At 46.9% G+C, this 22063-nt stretch carries 16 protein-coding genes, 1 tRNA gene and 1 pseudogene; 5 read left to right on the plus strand and 13 right to left on the minus strand.

Annotation, left to right across the window (positions count from 1 at the left end; translation table 11 throughout):
* Positions 1 to 79: 79 nt before the first annotated feature.
* Positions 80 to 1297 (minus strand): helix-turn-helix domain-containing protein, encoded by a 1218-nt coding sequence (locus B5D63_RS09945; RefSeq protein WP_078668672.1) that lies wholly within the window; start codon positions 1295 to 1297, stop codon positions 80 to 82.
* 69 nt (positions 1298 to 1366) lie between these two features.
* A complete protein-coding gene (locus B5D63_RS09950) occupies positions 1367 to 2344 on the minus strand; it encodes a glutamate--tRNA ligase family protein (protein WP_078670261.1) in 978 nt (325 codons plus the stop codon).
* A gap of 106 nt (positions 2345 to 2450) precedes the next feature.
* Between B5D63_RS09950 and B5D63_RS09955 the strand changes: the two genes are divergently transcribed.
* Positions 2451 to 2524: transfer RNA gene (locus B5D63_RS09955), tRNA-Asp, on the plus strand.
* Between the two features lie 712 nt (positions 2525 to 3236).
* On the opposite strand, the pseudogene B5D63_RS35715 reads toward B5D63_RS09955, so the two are convergent.
* The 5 genes and pseudogenes from B5D63_RS35715 to B5D63_RS09980 form a co-directional block, all read right to left on the minus strand.
* Positions 3237 to 5135: pseudogene (locus B5D63_RS35715) on the minus strand (TOTE conflict system archaeo-eukaryotic primase domain-containing protein); the annotation flags it as partial.
* Positions 5044 to 5367 (minus strand): TOTE conflict system archaeo-eukaryotic primase domain-containing protein, encoded by a 324-nt coding sequence (locus B5D63_RS09965; RefSeq protein ID WP_078668673.1) that lies wholly within the window; start codon positions 5365 to 5367, stop codon positions 5044 to 5046. The pseudogene B5D63_RS35715 and the gene B5D63_RS09965, both read right to left, overlap by 92 nt.
* The gene (locus B5D63_RS09970; RefSeq protein WP_078668674.1) at positions 5333 to 6379 is read right to left on the minus strand and encodes a Fic family protein; all 1047 of its coding nucleotides are present in this window, start codon (positions 6377 to 6379) and stop codon (positions 5333 to 5335) included. Before B5D63_RS09970 ends, B5D63_RS09965 begins: the two co-directional genes overlap by 35 nt.
* Positions 6380 to 6951: 572 nt before the next feature.
* A complete protein-coding gene (locus B5D63_RS09975) occupies positions 6952 to 7347 on the minus strand; it encodes an RNA recognition motif domain-containing protein (RefSeq protein ID WP_235021502.1) in 396 nt (131 codons plus the stop codon).
* A 373-nt stretch (positions 7348 to 7720) separates the two neighbouring features.
* Positions 7721 to 8275 (minus strand): hypothetical protein, encoded by a 555-nt coding sequence (locus B5D63_RS09980; RefSeq protein WP_235021503.1) that lies wholly within the window; start codon positions 8273 to 8275, stop codon positions 7721 to 7723.
* 173 nt (positions 8276 to 8448) lie between these two features.
* On the opposite strand from B5D63_RS09980, the gene B5D63_RS09985 reads away from it, so the two are divergent.
* Positions 8449 to 9264 carry an alpha/beta fold hydrolase gene (locus B5D63_RS09985; RefSeq protein ID WP_143312863.1) on the plus strand — a complete coding sequence of 272 codons (816 nt, stop codon included), beginning with the start codon at positions 8449 to 8451 and terminating at the stop codon, positions 9262 to 9264.
* Positions 9265 to 9330: 66 nt separating this feature from the next.
* Here B5D63_RS09985 and B5D63_RS09990 read toward each other — a convergent pair whose 3' ends face one another.
* Complete coding sequence (locus B5D63_RS09990; protein ID WP_159455970.1) at positions 9331 to 11631, minus strand: mechanosensitive ion channel family protein; 2301 nt, start codon at positions 11629 to 11631, stop codon at positions 9331 to 9333.
* Positions 11632 to 12275: 644 nt separating this feature from the next.
* Between B5D63_RS09990 and B5D63_RS09995 the strand changes: the two genes are divergently transcribed.
* Positions 12276 to 13559, plus strand: a complete 1284-nt coding sequence (locus B5D63_RS09995) for an EndoS/ChiA family endoglycosidase (protein ID WP_078668679.1) — start codon at positions 12276 to 12278, stop codon at positions 13557 to 13559.
* Positions 13560 to 13644: 85 nt separating this feature from the next.
* Here B5D63_RS09995 and B5D63_RS10000 read toward each other — a convergent pair whose 3' ends face one another.
* The 5 genes from B5D63_RS10000 to B5D63_RS10020 all read right to left on the minus strand — a co-directional run bounded on the left by B5D63_RS10000 (position 13645) and on the right by B5D63_RS10020 (position 17092).
* Positions 13645 to 13944, minus strand: coding sequence for an ArsR/SmtB family transcription factor (locus B5D63_RS10000; protein WP_078668680.1), 300 nt, complete (start codon positions 13942 to 13944; stop codon positions 13645 to 13647).
* 155 nt (positions 13945 to 14099) lie between these two features.
* Complete coding sequence (locus B5D63_RS10005) at positions 14100 to 14525, minus strand: hypothetical protein (protein WP_200816980.1); 426 nt, start codon at positions 14523 to 14525, stop codon at positions 14100 to 14102.
* Positions 14526 to 14527: 2 nt separating this feature from the next.
* On the minus strand, positions 14528 to 14878 hold the full coding sequence (locus tag B5D63_RS10010; RefSeq protein ID WP_078668681.1) for a DoxX family protein: 351 nt from the start codon (positions 14876 to 14878) through the stop codon (positions 14528 to 14530).
* Between the two features lie 173 nt (positions 14879 to 15051).
* The gene (locus B5D63_RS10015) at positions 15052 to 15996 is read right to left on the minus strand and encodes a class I SAM-dependent methyltransferase (RefSeq protein WP_078668682.1); all 945 of its coding nucleotides are present in this window, start codon (positions 15994 to 15996) and stop codon (positions 15052 to 15054) included.
* A 115-nt stretch (positions 15997 to 16111) separates the two neighbouring features.
* Positions 16112 to 17092 carry a DUF2268 domain-containing putative Zn-dependent protease gene (locus B5D63_RS10020; protein ID WP_078668683.1) on the minus strand — a complete coding sequence of 327 codons (981 nt, stop codon included), beginning with the start codon at positions 17090 to 17092 and terminating at the stop codon, positions 16112 to 16114.
* 131 nt (positions 17093 to 17223) lie between these two features.
* Here B5D63_RS10020 and B5D63_RS10025 point away from each other — a divergent pair, with 131 nt between their 5' ends.
* Positions 17224 to 18159, plus strand: a complete 936-nt coding sequence (locus B5D63_RS10025) for an archaemetzincin (RefSeq protein ID WP_159455971.1) — start codon at positions 17224 to 17226, stop codon at positions 18157 to 18159.
* A 317-nt stretch (positions 18160 to 18476) separates the two neighbouring features.
* Complete coding sequence (locus B5D63_RS34625; protein ID WP_200816981.1) at positions 18477 to 22058, plus strand: T9SS type A sorting domain-containing protein; 3582 nt, start codon at positions 18477 to 18479, stop codon at positions 22056 to 22058.
* Positions 22059 to 22063 lie beyond the last annotated feature (5 nt).

Here is a 22063-nt window from a genome sequence, read left to right on the forward strand (position 1 = left end):
GTAGTCGTCCTTGTAGATAAATCCGTACGACTTTATAGATCGGCAGAAACAAGCAGCCTTATTATTAATTAAAAATCAATTACTTATGAAATATTACGGAATTGTTATCTCCTGCTGTCAGCGCACTTTTCACAACACTCTCTACAGTCACTACCATCGTATTTTTACTTTTCATATAGGCGGAAGGGGTAGTACCGGTCACTTTTTTGAAGTATTGGTTGAACGAAGATTTCGAATGAAAACCCGCTTCAAATGCTAAGGAAAGGATGTTAGGTGTTTCTTTGTCCTCCCGGCATTTATTTAGCAGTTTCACCACCTCGCGGATCCTGTATTCGTTGACAAACTGGTAAAAGGACTGTCCGAGGTACTGGTTGAGCGTTTCCGAAAGATGGTGCCGGGATATCTCCATAGCGGCGGCGAGTTTATCCAGCGTCAGTTCAGGGTCTTTATAGGCCGCTTTTTCGTACATCCACTGTTTTACCTGCGCAGCAATGCCAGCCTGTTGATCCGCAGACAACACCGATTTACGGGGCAGCTGCGGCGCATCGGCTACCGGCTCTTCTTCAGTGGCGGCGGCTGCTGGCGGAGTATCTTGCAGCAGTGGCAGTGAGGTACCGGTATCCATTAAAAATAAAATCCTCACCCTGCCGATAGCCAGGCAGATACTCAGCAATGAGATGTAGGTAAATATTCTTCCCCACAGATGGCTGTCCATGATAAACCGGGAGGCAGGCGGCAGGTAATTATTGACGGTCAGTACCACGCTAAAAAATGCTGTCCCTAAAAAGACGATTGCCATCCACCGTACCAGCTGTATCTCCGAACGCCAGAAAACCGGTATACACCGGGCTTCCCGCAGCGATAAGATACCATACAGGGGGAATGAGACCATGGCCGTGTATCCCACTGCCTGATTATAATAAATGATAGCGGGCGGTGTTTTGCCATCGTGGGCGATAATGTAACCGGCGATGGCGAAGTAGGCCACAGCCGCGACCATTGCCGGCAGAAAATGGAGGTAGTTTCTCCACCTGGCCTGCTGATATCTTCCGGAAAGATGGGTGGTATACATCCACAATACCGGCGCGTACATCAGCGTAATGAAGGTGTAATACTGCTTGTGGATTTCCGCATGGGGGAACAAGGTATGTAGCATGAAACCCGCTCCCAGGTGGACAAACACCAATATTAAAAACCAGCTCAATATATTATCGGAAGATCTTTTCCTATGATGGATAACGAATATGCTGAACACCACCAACGCCTGAAAGGCGCCCAGTAAAATAATATACTTCATAACACCCCTGTTTATATGATTTCGGGGGTGAAGCTACATAACCACTATTAAGAAATTATTACCAGTCGCTCAGGGTTGTTCCGGCGCCGGTTGACGGAGTACGGCGTAACGGTCCAACAGTATACTTCCCATTGTTTCCCAGTCGGACGCCTGTTCCCGGATACCGAGCATACCGGCGATCGTGGAAAAGATGTCCGCCTTTGTTTTTCCTGCTTTCCGGAGATGTTGTACCGAAGCGGCGCCTTCCGACTTGGAGAGTTTTCTGTCGGGCGCTTCCATCAGAAGCGAGTGATGGTAAAAGGTAGTGCGGCTGAAACGGTCCATAGCGACTGTTTCGGCGAGGTATAGTTGCGCCAGCGTGGAGTCCCGGAGGTCTTCCCCCCGGACGATAAGATCAACGCCGAAGTAGTCATCATCCACCACGGAAGCCAGCTGGTAAGCAGCATGACCGTCTTTTTTCCGCACTACGAAATGCCGTTGTTCCGCCGGCAGTACCACCGGCAGCGCGCCTTTGTCCGTATGCATATGCAGCGGCAGCGGTGTTTCCGTATTGATGCGCCAGCAGACATCCGGTTGGTCCCATGGCAGGCCGCGGTGGAGGCAATGGCCATCATAGACGCCGCCTGTCTGTTGTAACCGCGACCGGCTGCAGTCGCAGGCAAAAAGTTTGCCCTGTGCCTTCAACGCTTCCAGCGCCTGCTGGTACAGTGCTTCCCGGTGCAGCTGTGACCATTGGCGGTGCAGGTCATCCGGTGTACGGGGACCTTCTTCCCAGGGTATTTCCAGGAAATGCAACGTGTCGAAGATATCCTGCACATATTCCGGACGTACCCGTTGCTGGTCCATGTCATCGATGCGCAACAGGATGGCAGCGCCGGTACGGCGGGCCAGCGTGGCTGTCAGCACAAACGAAAACACATTGCCCAGATGCAGGAAACCGCTGGGCGTAGGCGCAATGCGGGTTTTACGATGCGCCGGGTATGACTGGCTGTAGAGGGTCTTTTCTATGTGGAAGCTGTTTTGCGCAAAAATAACATGTCTTTGCATTTTGCGCTTCATAAAATGAAGACGGCTAATACCCGAAAAAATTTTTCATCAATTTGTTGGAAAATAAAAAAAGAAATCTTTACCTTCGCACTCCCTTAGGGGAAGAGGATTGGTAGTTCAGTCGGTTAGAATGCCGCCCTGTCACGGCGGAGGTCGCGGGTTCGAGTCCCGTCCAGTCCGCAAAGAGGGACAAATCATCATCAATATGATTTGTCCCTTTTGCATTTTCGGGGGTATTGCCCGACAGGTGGGCGATGAGTGCGAATACTTCATTTACTTTTCCGGTTCGAAGTGCCTCATTTTTGCGATCATAGACGATTCCTTCAGGAAATATGAGTTTTTGTAATTTCTCTTTCATACCCGCATCACTGGAATGCCACACCATAGGCAATTTAGAAGAAAGTGACAACGCATATTGAATAGCTTCTTCCGGGTTCGAAATGCCTAGCTTACATTTATCCAGTTGCGCGGCTATATTTTCACGTTCCTTAATATAACGAGGATAAATTTTATCAAAAGTTTCCTGGCTCATCTCCTTTAGCACAAAACGGCTTTCCTCCAGACCATCTATCTTTTTATTTATTTCCCTTAACTGGCTGGTTAGAATGCCTTGTTGTTCCAGGTTACCCTTATTCATTTCGTTATATTCTGCAATAAGCACTGATTTTAATGGCTCCATTAGTTCCTCCTGCACACAATACCGGTCCAATAGCTCCTCAAACAGTTCATGCATTCGTTTCGCACTTTTATTGCACTTACAACCATCTGTCCGGCATTTATAATACCATAGCCCTTTGGCTTTCACCACATACCCTTTAAATAACTTTTCCAGGTATTCAATTTTAATATCCCGGTAATCATATATAATGGGAGAAGTGCTACTACGCTGAACACGTCCTATGTATTGAATTAATTTCCCTTCAAATGCAAAAGGGAATGCAAGAAAGAGACAATCCAGATTATTAATATCGATCCCTTCTCCTATAAATTGTCCGGTAGCAATCAGCACTTGAAACTCCCCGGAAGCTATCTGCTTCATCTTTGATTTTCGCAATTGCTCACTGTCATCACCAGATAACGTTACTATCTCAAATTGATGTTTAAGAAATTGACAAAGTGTATCAATATGACTTTTCCTTTCTGTAAGGATTAATCCTTTTCTTCCTGCTCCAACTTCCTTTTTAATATCATTGATTATAAGATTATTCCTTGCTGAATCATGGATTAGAATCTGGGATAGAGATTCAAACTTATCTGTTTTATAATCAAATGGAACAAACAATTCTGTGTCCCGGATCTTTATGGAAAGATTATTATGTTCTCCTTCTTCATCGTTATTTGATTTTATTTCATGTATAACATCGCCGATGAAAGAGAATATTAATTGTTCATCTTTATTCTTTCTGAATGGTGTGGCCGTTAGCCCATATAGATAAAATGAATTGAATCTTTTAATTGTATCCCTAAACGTTTTAGCTGGTATGTGATGGCATTCATCAATAATGATAGTTCCAAAAGCTTGAAAAATGGGGTCATTCTCGTTTATTACCTCCAAACTTTGCATCATTGCTACAGTTATTAGCAGGCCTTCTTTCTTTTCTCCGCTCACAATTTTACCAATCAAATGCCTGGGAATTCCCATAAAAGTTTGTATTCTTTCCATCCATTGATCAAACAATTGTTTGCGATGCACTATGATCAGGGCGGGTTGCTTTTTGTTTGCGATAATGGAAAGTGCAATCACTGTCTTGCCCGCTCCCGGTGGGGCCACGATTATGCCAAAATCCTTTTTTGCAGTTATTTCAACTGCTGCTTCCTGATAATCATACAATGTTATTTTTGAAGGGATCTTTACATCGGCATATTTTCTTCTATTATCCTTTAATTCATAGGGAATACTTTCTTGTATACAATACCGTAGTAATTGGCCGATGAATCCTCTGGGAATAATAATCCTATCTCCCTGCTCCTCTAATATTTTAAAATAAGCGGCTGTTCCGTAAATGGGCGTTCCCATTTTCTTTTTGATCAGGTAATCAGTATTTATAAAATTGAGATTATCTCTCAAAAAACCAATTAATTGGGTAGACAATTGAGATCGGTTCAGAGAAATAATATTGCTTAAACCTATATTAAGATGATCTTGTTTGGATACAATATTTACAGAAGAATCTGATTGCTGTACAATAGTATTAAAAAGTTGATTATAAATTATCTCCAGACTTTCAGTAGCTATTTTTGAGACAGTACCCAGAAATTTCCATTGATTTTCAAACGGTATTAAACTCACAGGATCTATAAAGCAGGAGTTACCCTTTTCAATAACCTGCTTTTGAAGAGGTAATGCAATTAAGTTTCCTAAACCTATGCCAGTGTGATAGTCCTGATTTGGAAATATTCTGTCAAAGCTGGACTTCTTGTCAAATATGGAAATAATACCCGCCAGCTCAAGCAGATATCTAACAATTTTTCTGCTTTTGTAAGCAGCATAAGGGTTGGTAAAAAAGACCCAAACATGCCCTCCATTTCCTGATCTGGATCGTTCTAATGAAGCAGGTATCTTGTATTGCTCACATAATGCCAGGAATTTCCGGCATTCATCATCCCATCCTTGCTCATCAAAATCAACTGCTACAAACCAAGAGGTATTATCATCCAGTAAAGGATATATACCAGTTACCTGTTCTCCTGCTAAATGTTTAACAAACTCTTTTGTAGTAAGGGGCGATAAAGTTTTTGTCCTTAAAATTCGAGAATGTGCCTCCTTTATGTTTGTGCATCTTATAGGCACCCCAATCCATTTGATAAGAAGGCATATATCCGCTCTTGCCATCCTTTTCCCATCTAATAGCAAAAGCGTCCTCTTTTGCTTTAAAAAGGGATTGGAATAATGTTAATTTTTCTTCAGTTATTTCAATGGCATTATGCACGGCCAGAATAAGTTTACAAATTTTGATCGCTTGTTTATCTCGGATAGGCAAATTCACTTTACATAGAATACCAGGAACCACGTCCGGCGCCATGTTGTTGCAGATGTTTAGCAGAAACGAGGCTTTCCAAGTGTTTTTTTACAGTATTCCTATTGGCTTTTGTTAAAACTACTATTTCACTGATTGTTACACGACCTCTGGATTTAGCCAGTTCAAGTATTTCTATAGATAGTGCAGGTAGCTGTCCTAAAAGAAGTTTTTCCCGTTCAATTTTAATCTCCAGTCGGGCTTTCTGCTGCTGTAGGGCACGTAGAAAAAATAAAACCCAAGGCATCCAGTCTGGATTTTCGGTCTTTAACGTGCCTTGTGTTCTCCTTAAAGCAAGGTAATACCCTTCTTTACTCTGTTCAATAACGGCTTCCAGAGAGCTATATGGTACGTATGCATATCCTGCTCTTAATAGAAGAACTGTAGTTAGAATACGTGACAACCGACCATTGCCATCCTGAAATGGATGGATTGCAAGAAAAACTACAATAAAAATACATATTATTAAAAGTGGATGAAGTTCTTTCGTTTCAATAGTATTAACAGTCCAGCTAACAAGTTCCTGCATACGCAATTGTGTATCAAAAGGACTGGCGGTTTCAAATACAATACCCAAACTTTCCCCATCTTGGTCAAAAGCTTCAACATGATTCGGTGATTTTTTGTAATTCCCCCGATGCCAGTTGTCTTTGGAACTATGCTTTAATAATTCCCGGTGAAGTTGCTGAATGTATCCTTCAGTTAGTGGGATATATGCATAATTTTCAAAAATAAGGTTCATTACATCTGCATATCCAGCAACTTCTTCTTCATCTCGAGATGTAAATTGCTTTATAGCTAAGTTCCCAAGCAATTTTTCTACTTGTTGATCAGTTAATTTCGCTCCTTCGATACGAGTTGATGACCCAATGCTTTCAATTGTCGCAACTCGCTTTAGTGAAGTGAGATGTTCTGGTGCCAGTTGCCCTAAGGCGCGCCATGCACCTTTAAATTCATCAATTTCTGAAATCAGGGAGAGCACCTCAGCAGTGATATTTATGGTTGTAGTCTTTATCATATATACCCATAAAACTACCCAATTATACCCAATTATTTAAGAACTAACTTTAAATACCCACAAAATTACCCAATTATACCCAATTTAAATTTACTCCTACGTCTTGACTTAAGAAGAAGACAATCTTCAGAAAATTATCTCAGTGTTTCCTCTTTATATGTTCAATTCAAAATAATGAATTAAAAATATTTTTAATAAGTAGATAGTCTCATGAACTGGTGGATGTCCTCTAAATCAGCAGCAAAAAGGTTCGAACATTGTCCCCTCTTTCATTTGAGCCGGTTTTCCCTGACAGGCTTGCAATTAGCGCGAATACTTCATTTACTTTTCCGGCTCGAAATGCCTCATTTTTGCCACAGATTTTTATACTTCAGACTGGCCCGATAAATGGGAGGACCTCAAAATCAATTCGTAACTCTAATTCTTATGGCCGAAGTTCGGGGAAGTCTACACTGCTATCCGGTACATAGAAAAGTAAAAGCAAAGCAACAAATTACTTAACGTATTTTGCGGCTTTGCTCTTCTCCTCTCCTAACAGATAAAGGTAATCGACGTTTTAAAACGTCCAACTACTAGTATCTGGGCCTAAATCCAGGGCCTCGGTTGGGTCTGGAAAAACGATTATTTTCCGGTCTTTCAGGTTTTGGACGAGCCTCATACACTACTATTGTCTGGCCAGCAACTACTGAATTATTCAATTCCTTAATTGCCAGTACGGCATTGGAATCGTCCGGCATTTCAACGAATGCAAAGCCTTTAGAACGGCCACTGTACTTATCATAAGCCACATTAATACTATAAACAACTCCAAATGGGTCAAATAAAGACCATATCTCATCTTCAGTTGTTCTGTCACTTAAATTACCTACAAAAATATTCACAAATATAATTTTAATTAAACATGTATACTCTGAAAAAACAGGGGCTAAGGAAGAAACAGAAACCCAAACTAAATCAGAAGAAGCCAAATGTAACCTTGCTAAAGTTAGGGCAATAAATTGGGTATTACAGGAATAATTTATGGGGATATTCCAAGTGCGTTAAAAGTTAGCTTCCTGTAAGGCTAACGCGCTGCAAATTAAAAAATGGCTGTTAGCGAATTGATCAATAAATGGGAAGATTGGTAATTGCGCCTTTTAGCGCTGCAGGAGACCGACTGACCGCGATGGTCTTTTTAGGGTCGTAATATCCTCTATTACCGCGGTCGGAGGTAACAAAGGCAGGTCATTATAAGAAATAGACGGATAATATATAATTTTTTTAACTTATAAATGTATATAAATCTAAGGCTTAAATTTCGCCCCTCGTTAAACAATTTAACGGCTTCTTTCAATCAGCTTTTTACTTTAAAATCCGCCTTGGAAATATAAACCTCTTTCCTTTTTTACGATATTCTCTGATAGAAGTAATCAGCCATTTCGAATAGGTGGCGAAATCAGCATCATTTTCCCTGGAAAAAAGTTCAAATATTTCTCCTCCCCAGTCTACTATCACATAAAAATAAAGATCGCCGGATTTTCCTGTTCCCCATAAGAGGCTGTCTGCAGTCCGATAGATGGGAAACCCGTAACTGTTTGCAATATCCTTTCTAACCTTATCATCGTTCCAGGTGTAGTTGTCATAGGCCCTCCACAAGAGGTGTCTCTGGAAAACATGTTTTCCATTGGAATATCTGTCATCTTCTCCCAATGGATGGTCTCCTTCTATTAATTTGAAACCTTCAGGAAAAGACGCTTGTCCTGCGGCATCAGTGGCACTGTCCGACGCCCCGATCTCTGTTCCGATAAGCATCTCCGTTTGGGTAGTAGTTCCTCCCGTTCCAAGATGTTCAATGGTAAAATAGATGCAGTGCGTTAGGCCTGACAGAGGCATATAATAATTGGTTGAAGGTAACATCTGAATATATATCGTTATTTCGCCGGAATTCCCCCCCTTAATTGTCGTTTCTGCACAGTATCAAATCCCGGAATGATTTTCATCTTTGTATTACTGACAAATTCAGGTAATTTATGAAAACGCCATTTAATATACGCTATCTTCTTAAATCAATATTGCTAATTACGATCGTTATGTCTACAACATCCACATCTGACGCGCAAACTGTCAAACCTGCCGAAACCGGCTATGCTTCTACCAACGGTATTAAAACCTATTACGAAGTATACGGCGAGGGCACGCCTTTAGTATTACTGCATGGGGCTTATATGACCATCGGTCTGAACTGGGGCCGGTTAATCCCTGAACTGTCAAAAAACAGGAAAGTAATTGCTGTTGAGCTGCAGGGCCATGGACATACGGAATATTCAGACAGAGCGCTGTCGCTTGCCACCCTGGCCAGCGATGTGGCCGGCGTGTTGGACCACCTTAAAATTGACAGTGCTGATGTGGCAGGGTATAGTTTTGGCGGCAAAGTGGCTTACGAGTTCGCCATACAAAACCCTGAGCGGTTAAGAAAATTAGTCATCATTTCTGCTGCCTATAAAACCAGTGGCTGGCTGCCGGAAGTCAGCAACGCATTTAAAAACATGAAGACTGAATTTTTCGACAACACACCCATGAAAACCGCCTACGATGCAGTGGCGCCGGATAAAACAAAATGGACAACATTCCTGGAACAGATGTTCGCCTCCGCTGCGGCGCCATTCGACCTCGGCGATGACAATATTGCAAAAATTGCGGCGCCGGTATTGATCATATCCGGTGACAACGACGGGATGAATAAAATGGAGCTGATAAAAACCTATCAATTATTGGGAGGCGCAGGTACGGCAGACCTGGGCGCAGCGCCGAAGTCGCAGCTGGCCATTGTGCCCGGACAAAGCCATGTGAGCCTGATGATGCAGACAGCCCTCCTCTCCAATTACATCAACGGTTTCCTGAAGTAAGCCTTACTTGATAAAAAGCCTTCCAATCCAACGATTGGAAGGCTTTTTTACTCAAAGAAAGATACGTTAGGACATCGTGATTTCATTTTCTTTTAACCGTTGGTAGATCTGCTGCAGCATACGGCTCTTAAAAGCTTCCTCCTGGTGTACATTCTGGATCCATACCTGCAACTTCAGCGCTACGTTGCTGTCGTTAATACTCTTCACCAGCAATTCAGGCACTACTTTACTGATAATAGCATCCGACCCGGACACTTCTTCCAGGATGATTTTCTTCGCCATCGGCAACGCTGCGGAAGGAGCAATGGTGAATAACATCTCCGTTCGTATATGATTATTGCTGAGTGTCCAGTTAATCAGTTTGGAAGATAACAGATCCCCGTTGGGCACCGTGACCTCCGCCCCTTCTGTGGTCATCATTCTGCTGGACCGGATGCCGATGTCTTTTACCCGGCCTTTCTGTCCGGCAACTTCCACATAGTCGCCGATCTTCAGCGGACGTTCAAAAATGAGGATCACACCGGAAACGAGGTTATTCACAATGTTCTGCAACCCCAGACCGATACCTACGCCCAAAGCGCCGAGTACCACCGTGATCTTATCCATCGGTAAACCGGAAGCCGCAATAGCGATCAGAAAACCGGCAACCAGCACCAGCAGGCGCAGTAGCAGCAACCGGGAACTCTTCTCTTTTACTTCACCCACTATATCATCATCTGTTTCCCCAAAAAAGTAACCGATATATTTCTGGAAGAAATTAGAAATTAACAGGATCACGAAAAACAACAGGATATTGCCTAGGGTAAAAGAGGTGGTGCCAATCTTTCTCGGCGTGGAGATCAGGTCGCTGATGCCGTTATACAAATCATTATAGATATTCAGATTGGTGGTAAACACCATCAGCCATAATACCACTACCAGCACCGTCAGTATCTTGTGTAATCCCGCACGTATCTTCTCAAAATCAAAACGGGCCGTGATACCGCCTGCTATCCGGCTGGACTGCATCTGAAGATAAAAGGTTTCTTCCACGATCTGCACAAACACCGTGAGACCGATGATCTGTAATAAACCGGCAATGGCAGCCGTACTGTATACCTGCGCTATGCTTAATCGGCCATACAGGTTGAACAGCGCCGCCAGCACATTGAAAACAACAAATACCATCGACACGATCCTCACCAGCTTGCCGGCAGATAGGTTTTTATAGATACGGAAGTAAATAAACAGACCAGTTACCACAGACAATACATTCAGCACCAGCATCCATATCCGCACACGCAGGTCCGGCGCCACGACGGCCGCAGTCCCCGTCGTCAGCATATATAACACTACAATGGCGATCCAGTAAATAAACAGCCGGCGTTCCCACCTGCGCCAGAACAGGAAGGTGAGTATAAACAGCAAAAAAGATTGCAACAGATCTATGTAGGCCGCCGGTGCATTAAGATCGAAGAAAGAAGCGATATTCAGTATAATTACCAGCGTGCCGGCAAAGGGAAGAACCTTCAGATATTTTATGTAGGGCGGCTGCAGCAGGTCGCTTTTACCGGCTTTTTTTATCCTTTTGAATTGTTTGTTTACCCGGAAGAAAAATACCAGTCCTATCAACAGCATCCACCACCATATATCAGAATGGGTACTGGCATAGTAATTCAATATTTTACCCATTCCTTCGAACGACCGGGAAGACTGCCGGGTCAGTGTGTCGGCAGCGACGTCCTTACGACCATTGTCTTCCCACAGGTAATTGTACTCTTTACCAAGTGATTTAAGACTAAAAACCTTTAACTGTTTATCTACTTTGTTTTCCAGCTCCACTGCTTTAAAGTAGCTGCCGGAAATACCTGCCTGCAATACGGCGATTTTATCCAGATGCTGTTTGGTAGCAGCATTTGCCTCTACCCATTTGCTTTTCAGTTCTTTTAATTCCGGCAGGTAGAAGTTTCTGAAGGTAGTATCGGCTTTGATTTGTTTAACAAAGGAGTCTTTGGTAAAAGCCATCATCTCCGCATTCATCTTCACGAGTTCCTTGTTATATTCGAACAGCCGGGAGCGCCAGTTTTCCAGGTGCCCGCGCATATCGGCCAGTAATACATGGAACATCTGGAGGTTGCGGATATTCAACACCTTATTATACAGCTTCAGGTTATCTTCGATCGTCTGCAGATTGGCTTTTATTTCAGGCAGTTCTTCTGCCATGCCACATGTATCAAATCCCCGGGAGGTGATGTCATTGATGCGGTTCAGGGTGTTGTGGAGCTCTTCCATCCGTATCAACAGACTGTCAACGCTCAGCTTCACGGGGCCGGGGGCGATTGCAGCAGAGGAGTCTTTTCCGGATTGCGCGCGCGCCGCGTTTCCCATAAAAAGTAAACCGCACAGGAGAACAAGCGATACCAGTATTCTCGTGCATGTACCATGCATAAATGTTGTCATTGTGTGTGTAGGCAAAGATGTCCCGTTCAAAAGCATACGCCCTGAAAGGAAAGTGAAACAAGTATTAACAGTGGTGACGGGTTATGGGGATGGTCAAAAAGCGAAACAAATATAACGATATTTTTTCAATTGTATATTTTCTTATTTTGTCTGCGATTACATCGCAGGTAAGGCGGGTTAGTAGCCCGGAACAACGACTTGCAAAATAATACGCATCTTAGCGAAAAAATTACGCGTACTGCATCCAATTTTTATGTAAATTACTGTCATCTGTCGATTTTCACCTTAGAGAGCTGTTATCATAAATTGGTTCCATGAATAATGAAAAGTCGTTAAACCCGGTATTGTTATACATATAACGGTACTCCCCCATTCTTAAAGTATTAGTGCATCATCAGGTTTCGTGCGTCCGGAAACAGTAATAAAATCATTGCTGAAGTACCGGTTTGTTTCTTCACCGCATTTGCTGCATACGGCCATGGCCGTATAGGTAAATCGTTTAAGCAAAAGTCTTAGGTCAACCCAAAAAATATACTCCCGGCATTATTAATCACCAATAAAAATTCATCCAAATGAAACCGAAATGTCTATCGTTCAGTTTATTGACCGCCTTTATGATGATGCTCTTGGGCGCCGGCTGCACCAAAGAACAACGTCCCGCCGATGTACCCACCAACAGTGAATCCGCCAAAGCTTCGGGCGCTGTTACCGAAAGCCTCGACAGTCTGCTGGCATACAAGAGCAGGCCCCACGAAATCTATGCAGCCTTTTACCGCCTGGAAGGTCCCTGTTACGGACCAGCGCCCTTTGGCACCAACTTCTCACAAGTGCCCGACAGCCTGGACATATTGATCCTCTTTTGTTTCTCTCCCTCTTCTCCGGTAGCATCCCAGGTTCCAGGATGGATTAATACCCTGCATACCAAAGGCACCAAAGTGATCCTGACAGGAGGATTAGACCTGGTTGCCGGCGCTACCCATGACGCTGTCGGCTACGCTAAGACCGCCAAATATATTATGGACAGTGTTGTCAACAAATACGGTTTTGACGGGTATGATATTGATATAGAAAGCGAACCATCCGGTCAGGACCTGACTGACAAAGCAGGCGTATATAAGGCGCTTTCCAAATACCTGGGCCCTAAATCCGGTACCGGAAAGTTACTGACCTTCGATACCAACAGAAACGGCAGCAACAGCCTTTTCCAGAAAGTGTACACCATGGTTGATTATGTGTGGCTGCAGGCCTACGGACGCGGCGCCAGCACCCTGCAATCCACCTGGTCTACTTTCTCCCCTTATATTCAATCATCGCAGTTCGTGCCCGGTTTCTCTTTTTATGAAGAGCGGGGTTATCCTTCCAACGTATGGTACGACGTGACCTATCCTGTGAACGGCACCGGCCGGGCTTATGACTATGCCCGCTGGGAACCTACGTCCGGCAAAAAGGGCGGCGTGTTCAGCTACGCGATCGACAGGGATGCACCACTGACATCCTCCACCGATAACACAATGTACGCACCCACCTACATCGTCAGCAAACAACTGATCCAGATCATGAACCCCAGCGGTGGCGGCAGCGGAACAACCGGCGTAGTGTTTTACCAGGATGCGGGCTACGGCGGCGCCGCATCACAACCCATCGCTAAAGGCAACTATACTTTGTCTCAGTTACAGGCAAAAGGCGTGGTGAATGATTGGGCGTCCTCCGTAAAAATTCCTTCCGGTTGGTCTGTTACCATTTATGCAGATGATAATTTTTCCGGCACCTCCTGGACGCTGACCAGCAACAACAGCTGGCTGGGCGGATTATCTCCCAGCGCGAACGATAAAATGAGTTCCGCAAAAATCCAGTAGCCTTTTCCATATAATTAAAGCGCCCGGCTATGGCCGGGCGCTTTAATTTGGATCGTTAAATCGAAATTATATCGTAAAAATCATATTAAAGCGTCCCTTTAATATACTCAGCGAGCTCCCTGATCTTTTCTTCGTTACGCTTATAGTAGGTCCACTGACCTTCCCTGACAGACTTCAGCAGCCCGCAATTCACCATAGAAGAGAGATAAGCCGATGCGGTGGACTGGGAGATCCCCGCTTTCCGCTGAATCACACTCATACACACGCCATAATCCTTCACCTCCGGCTCAATGTCCTCCGCCGCAAAATGATCATGCGGATGTTTCAGCCAGGTAAGGATCTGGATGCGATGCTCATTGGATAAAATCTTAAACAGCTCTATCATATCTATATTTCCCGAAATATCAATACAAAGAAAACGATTTTAATCGATATCCCTTATCATAATTATTCTGATACAAAAACATAAGTTATACCATTCTAAGAATCATAAGATGCCGCTATCCACCGGCAATTTACCGGGCGCCTCCTTTATTCACGTCAGTACTTTGCCTGTCCTATATCCAGCCGGTCAAACTTTCCATCAGCGCCCTCATGGAATTTGAAGAACACTTTAAAAGTACCCCAACTGCCGGCTTTGAAATTGCCATACACCGCTTTTCCCTCATTCTCCACCTTGTCGATGGACAGAAATTTTTCATGGCCCAGCGCCTTTCCGAAAAAAGATGTAAAATCAACCGTATTACCGTCATCTGTCATCACAGGATGATCGATAAAAAAAGAATACCAGCTTTTGTCGCCAGCCTGTAACGCCGCTATGGCTTTCCTCACATTCTCGTGGGTTATTTTTGATACGTCCATCGTTTGTTTTTTGGGAGATGATTGTGCTGCTATTTTCCGGGAATGACTTTGCGCTCCGGCCATCAGTGGCCCGCAAAGTGCCATAATGATAACAATCCTATACATGGTTAACCATTTTTGAGTGGATGTTGCAGGTAGATGATCACCAGGTTGAGTAACAGGAAAGGCAGCTCTATAAGCACCCCTTTCAGGTCTTTGTCCAACAGGTGAAAACAAATGATCAGCAGGATACCCAACGCCATCAGGAAGTTGCCCCATACAAAAGTTTTCGGGAACAGGATCAGCACCGCCGCCAGGATGGTGACGATCCCATTGATCATCACCCCCGTTTTGCCGATGCCCCACTTACCAAACATATCCAACATCTCCGGCTTCCCGGAAAACATGGCATATCCCTGTTTTAAGCCCATGAACACGGCAACGAGGATCAGTATAGCATTAATGATTTTTAAGACCATGACAGACAGTATTAGTAGCGTTAACGGGGATCATTCACTTTTGATGGTAACAAAGCTCGACAATATAATTTACTGATTTATGGTGAACTTTTCGCTTTTTTAATTCCTGCCAGCCGTAAAAGGCAACGGCCCGCTCTTTGAGCAGGCCGTCGTTTTGCTATATACAACAAACATTAAAACAGTTTTCTCCACACATGGCTCATGAAGCGAAGCTTCCATAAACTGCGGCGTATGTTTTTTGCACTGCCGCGGCGCAGTTCCCCGAAAATAGGCGTTTTATATTGTTCCATACCCTGGGTGGCTATCTGCAAGGCGAGGCCATACTCTTCATTGAGCGTGGCAATGACCCAGCCCAGGAGCAGGTCGCGCTGGGACTGATGGTCCCGGGCATCGAAGTTATTCAGGTATACCATTTCTCCCCAGCCGGCAGTTTCCTTATGAGAAGCGGCCAGCAGCTTTTGCAGGAAGGGGCTGGAGCTGATGCTTTTGAGCTGTTCCTGTGAAATGCGGTTCGGCCCTTTTACGGTGATTTCACTGAGGAAAAAAGGCAGGTTGTCCATATGCCGCAGCACAGCGTGCAGCTTATCTTCACCATGATAGGCATGCATAATGCCCGGCTCAAACTCTGCTATTTTAATAGCACGGGCCATCTTTTCATCGAGCGACTGGAAGATACGCAGGTCCAGTCCCTGTGAATCCGTTTTGAACCAGTCGATATACCCGATATTCAATTCCTGCAATACCTCCGGGATGGTGCGTGTCATCAGCTTCGTTTCCCTCTCCACGGCAAACTTGTCCGCAAAAGCATACGGCTTCAGATCGTCCATGCGGGGCACCAGGAAGCTGGAGCAGTAAGGAGACTGCGTGAGGTAAAACGGCTGTCCGTCGCTGGAGGTATCCGCCACCACACAGTTGAAAACATACAGCTTCCGGTAATTATCGTTCTCACGGACGATGTAACCATACTTCCGGTCATCCGGGTCAAAGGCAATACAGACAGCATATTTCGCGATCTTCTTCCACCTGAAATGGATAGCGCCCGACGCACCTATATCCACCAACACAGGCGGCTGATTGATTAACTCCGGTGTATTAAGTACTTTTTCTATTAATGACATCTATGTTCTGCTGTTTAAATGGATGTGGATAACCCGCTGAAATACCGGTAAATATAAGCACGATTCACAATATATAGAAATAACAATCGTATCTATTAACGGCCACAGGCGGGCTTTAAATCCTGCCGTAATATCGTGATTTCTTCAGAAATGCCATCAAGGCTGCCTCGTCCCCGTAATTTAGCGTGATGATATCTTTTATCGCCTGACTTTTATTTTTAGCACGGCGGTAGTAAGACTTACAAATGGCATATCCCATGAAGTAACCCAGATCGCCCATCGTTTTCGTGGTGGCGCCGTTGTACAACCAGTTCGAGAAATCTTCTCCCATCATCTCTTTTCTGAAGGCTTCCTTCAGCGCTCCTTCGTTGGCCCGCCCATACTGGAGATAAGAATTCATCAGGGGTTCCTTCAGGATCAGTTCTGTAATAAAATCACAGGCGCCTTCGTGTAACGCCTGACCGAGTAATATCTTCGCCTCGGACCGCTGTTGGGTATGCACGTATTCATGCACCACCACAGGAATGATATTGTCGGTACTTTGCGTCCCGAAGAAGTTCGCCAGCCGTTTGTCGGGGAACTCAGACACGTCGGTATTTTTATTGCCGGTGGTTATTTCCGTCCCTATTAACGCCAGCGAATCATGTACCGTGCCCGCGGCCCGTATAGCCGTAATGGTGAAAAAGAGCTTTGCCGGACGCAGATCGGGATATAGTATTTTGAACTCCCGGATATAGGTTTCTATAGCCGGTATCTTCGGTTTTACCTTCAACGTGTTCTCCCGGACAGACGCCCAGAATTTCGGGTATTTATTGATGGCCGTCACCAGCCTCGGCGCATCAAACCGCCTGAGTTTCATAAACAGTTTAAGTCCTTCAGTACCCTTATCGATATACAAAGACTGCATAAAGGCAATCTGCTGGCTGGTATCTTTCACTGTCTGCACACTGTCGAACGCTACCCAGAAATTGTCGACATCGGAAGTGAAGACCCGGGGAGCTTCCTGGCCGTCAACACGGGCAGAACAGGTCAGTAACAAGATAAATAAAACAAAAGGGAGGAGGCTATTACAGCGTAAACCGGTTTTTCTTTTCATGTAAGATGGCATTTGTTGACAGCAGAAAGATCCGGTAAAATAAAGAAAAACGATCAGCCACCCAATTATCCGCAACACTATTTTGTGTTATGGATTTTCGCGGTTTTTTCATCTTGTACAAAACATCCGGTATGTCCGTTTTTAACATCCTGTTCCCCCACCCGTGGCTGAAGCCCCGGACTATATTGAGATTAATGACTGTGACCCTTTTGTTGTTGTCCTGTAAAAGCCGGCAGGCCGATCCTGTCATTGCGGCCCAGTGTCATTACTTTGATGGTGTTGCAGGAAATGATATCGCCCTTGGTCCACCACAGGAAGGAGACTGGCGTTTTACACACCACGAAAAAGAACAGACCTATGAAGCGTACAAGGCAGCCCGTCCGGCAAAACCCTCTGCCACCCGTTCGGTCATTTACCTGTTACCTGTCGGCGATTTTACGCCTTTACAGGAAAAAATACTTGAAGCCACACGTGAATACACCGCCATTTTCTTCCAGCAACAGACAGTACTCCTGCCAGCCCGCGCTGATGCCGGCTTTCCGCCAAACACCTTCCGGCAGCAGGAAGACGGTCATACACAGCTGCTGGCGCCATACATCCTCGACAGCCTGCTGAAAGGCGACATTCCGCCGGATGGCCTTGCGCTGATGGCTATTACGGCGCGGGACCTGTTCCCTAAAAGTGATTGGAATTATGTTTTCGGGCTCGCTTCCTATGCAGACCGGGTGGGGGTGACATCTATCTACCGGTTCCAGAACGGTACGCCGGACAGTGCCTCCTATATCCCCTGCCTAATGCGGCTGAATAAAATCGCCTCCCATGAAATCGGACATATGTTTTCCCTGCATCACTGCCTCCATGTCCGCTGCGTCATGAATGGCACCAACAATCTGCGGGAAACAGACAGCGCGCCTGCCCGTCTTTGCTCCGATTGTCAGAAAAAACTTTACCGGAGCCTCCGGTACGACAATCAAAAAAGATTACAGCAGCTCACGGATTATTGCCGGCAGCAAGGACTACAACCGGATTACCGCCTGCTTAAAAAAGATCTGGATGCCATTCAGTAACGCATAAATACGCCAACCTCCCCCCCGGCCCTCCCTTATTTCCGGTAACGTTCTCGGAGATTTATATGCCCGAATGGTTGCAAAGTAACCGGTTTCGGACGTAATTTGTTAGAGAAACTGTATCAACCAGAATAATTCTATAGCATCAGGGAAGCAGAGAAACAGAAGAAGCCTGTTCACCACGTCTTTCATATATCAACAGTGTCTTCCATCTAATGTGGAACAAAGCACGCCCGATGCGGTCGCATGACCGCCCGGCAACGCTTTCCGGCAAATACCGAAAATATTCACACAACTAAATATCCGGGGGAATATTTATGAAAAAATGGCTACTTCATTTATTGCCGGCAACACTGTTTGTCACGATCGTTACTAACGGCAACGCCTATTCGCAAAGCTCCGCTACTGCCACGTGGGCGCTTACGGCCAACCAACAGGCGGTAACCACAGGAAACATCTCCGCCACTGCACAGCAGCTCAATGGGCTGGTACATTACGATTATATCTCCGGCGGGGAACGGACCATCCCCACCGGCGGCGCCTGGCCGGCGCAGACAAGCGCCGATGATACGCGCAATATGTTGTATACTGTGGCTCCCGCTACCGGCAGCACCCTCACTGTAAAAGAAATAGCAGTGTCTCTCAGCTTCAACGGCTCCGGCGCCGGCAGGGTAAAGCTGTCGTGGTCTACAGACAGCCTACACTTCACTGATGTCACGACTGACTTTGCGCTGGTATCTGCCTCCACACCTACCGCCTATACTTTCTCCGGACTGAACATCAATGTACGCAACAACGGCAGACTGTTCTTTCGCATCTCGCCATGGACCACCGGCGTGGTGACAGGTAAGTACCTCATCACCAAAAATGTGGTCATCAAGGGGATTACTACCACGGCGCCGGTGGCGGCGTGGCCGCTTACCGCCGACCAGCAGGGTACGGCAACCGGTAACATTACCGTGGCCTCCCAAACGCTCAGTGGCCTGTCCATCGGTGGTTACAGCAATGGTCAGCAACTATCCCCAGCCACCGGTAACTGGCCCGCCGAGAGCGCTCCGGCCGCTGGCAGATATGTACAGTTCGCCGTCGCGCCCACTACCGGCAACGCCTTTACTGCTACCGGCATCTCCGTGTCGCTCGTCTTCGGCGCCACTGGCGGGCAGGCGCGGGTATCCTGGTCTGTCAACGGTACTGACTATACGGATTTAGACACCACACTTACCATCGGCGCTACCGCCAACACCTATACGCTGAGTACCCCCGACATCACCGCTGCTACCGGGCAAATGCTCTACCTCCGCATATCTCCGTGGAGCAGCACCGCCGCCACCAGTGCGCTCACCATCAGCGATGTAAACGTTACCGGCTACACGTACATCGTACCGGCTGTTATGTGGGCGCTCACGGCAGACCCGTCGCCCACCGTATCCGGTGATGTTACCGCCACCGCACAAACGCTCACCGGCCTGAAAGTGAACAACTACATCTCCGGCAACGGCGGCCAGCGGCTGCTGCCACCGGACAGCATCTGGCCTGCGGCCACAAACCCGGATAACGGACGGTATATACAATACACCGTAGCACCTGTAACCGGCAACAGCCTCACAATACAACAGGTAACCGTTCCGCTCTCTTTTAACTCCTCTGACTATGCACATGCACGCATCGCGTGGTCCACAGACGGTACCTCCTTCACGGATTTTACCGCCAACCAGGCACTGACGGCAGGCGCCACGCCGGTAGCCTATACTTTCAGCAACCTTAACATAGATGTGCCCACGGGAAAAACGTTCTATCTGCGCGTGTACCCATGGACCACCGCAGCTGTCAGCGGCAAATACCTCGTCACTAAAAATGTGATGATCAGCGGCACCACCTATCCTTTCCGCCAGATCGCCTTTCCCGGCGCCGAAGGCGCAGGCAGGTTCGCCAAAGGCGGCAGAGGCGGCAGTGTGTATTATGTCACCAATCTCAATAATTCCGGCGCCGGCAGCCTCCGCGACGCTGTCAGTCAGCCCAACCGCACCGTGATGTTTAAAGTCTCCGGTACCATCAACCTCCTCAGCGCCGTTGTGATCACACAGGACAATATCACCATCGCCGGGCAGACAGCGCCGGGAGATGGTATCTGTCTTGCCAACTACGGCATGGGCATACGGGCCAACAACGTCATCATACGCTATATCCGCAGCCGCCCCGGCGATATCATCCTCAACCCGAACGACACCGCCAAGGCTGTGGATGCCATGTACAATAACTTCGGATCACCAGTCACTAAACCGTTCTCCAATATCATCGTAGACCACTGCTCTCTCAGCTGGTCCACCGACGAAGCCGGTTCCTTTTATGCCATCTCCAATTTCACGCTGCAATGGAGCATGCTGAGCGAAAGCCTCTACAAGTCCAAACACGTGAAAGAGACGCCGCACGGCTACGGCGGCATCTGGGGCGGCCAGCAGGTGTCCTTTCATCACAACCTCCTCGCCAGCCACAGCAACCGCAATCCCCGCTTCTCCGGCAGCGCCAATACCGGGCAACCGGAACTGGAATATGTTGACTTCAGGAACAACGTCATCTACAACTGGGCGGGATCGACCTATGGCGGCGCCGGCGGGCATCATAACATGGTCAACAACTACTACAAACCCGGCCCGGCTACCACCGGCAGCGCCAGCTGCGCTACCGCCAACCGCCGCCACCGTATCCTGATGTATACCACCTTCAGCGTATCCCTCGCCGGCGACACCATCCCCGGCGGCAAGTTTTATGTCAAAGGCAATTACGTGCCCGGCTATCCCTGCGTGGAAGAAACCACCGACACGTCGTCCAACAACTGGACCTATGGCGTACATCCTGACGGGCAGCCCGGCGCGGAAGCAGCGCTGGCCACCGCCCGCGTAAACACGCCTTTCCCCTATGCACCGGTAACTACCCAGACAGCGCAGGATGCATTCACCTCCGTGACAGCTGCCGTGGGCGCCATCCTCCCCCGCAGGGACACGGTAGACCGGCGCATCATCCGCGAAACACGCACCGGCACCGCCACCTTCGGCGACAGCAGCTACCAGTCCGGCGGCATGGGTATTCCCTCCGGTATCATCGACAGCCAGAACACCGTAGGCGGATGGCCCACTCTCCAGTCCACCACCTATCCTGATGATACGGATAACGACGGACTGCCCAACTGGTGGGAGAAAATGAAAGGCGGCGACTCCACCGGTATCACCGCCAATAGCCTCGACAGTGACGGCTTTACCATGCTGGAAAAATACCTCAACGCCATCCCTTCGCCCGACCAGCAGGTGACCTTCACACAGGCCTCCGGTATCCGCACCGGCGGAGACACCGTACGCATCAGCTTCGACATCGACTGGGCCAAAGACGTATTTGCCTTCGGCATCTACCGGTCCACCGACAATGTCAACTTCACCAAAATCACCACTATCACTGCCAATATCAACCAGACACATTATCTGCTGGACGATCCGGCAGCACCAGCGCAAACCTGCTACTATAAAATCGGCAGCACCCGTATAGACGGCACCGGTAGCACCCTGTACAGCCAGACCATCACCATCGGCAATGCCCTGATGATGCGCCAGCAGGCCGGCAAAACGCTGATGCAGGCACTGTCATCTGCCGGCATCTCTAAAAACAACGGTCTCACGATCTACCCCAACCCCGTCTCCGACAGGCTGGTGGTAAATCACCCCGCTGTGAAAGGCAGAGGAGCCATCACCCTTTACACCGTCGACGGACAAAGAGTAAAAACCTGGATCGCTGCCAACGGCACCACAGAAACAAGGATCGGCACAGGAGAACTGAATAACGGCACTTATGTGCTGGTGATGGACAACGGAGGAATCAGCAGCGGAAAAGTGTTCATAATTTTTAAATGATTGTC

The sequence above is a fragment of the Chitinophaga eiseniae genome, assembly GCF_900167135.1.
GTDB classification, from domain to species: Bacteria; Bacteroidota; Bacteroidia; order Chitinophagales; family Chitinophagaceae; genus Chitinophaga; species Chitinophaga eiseniae.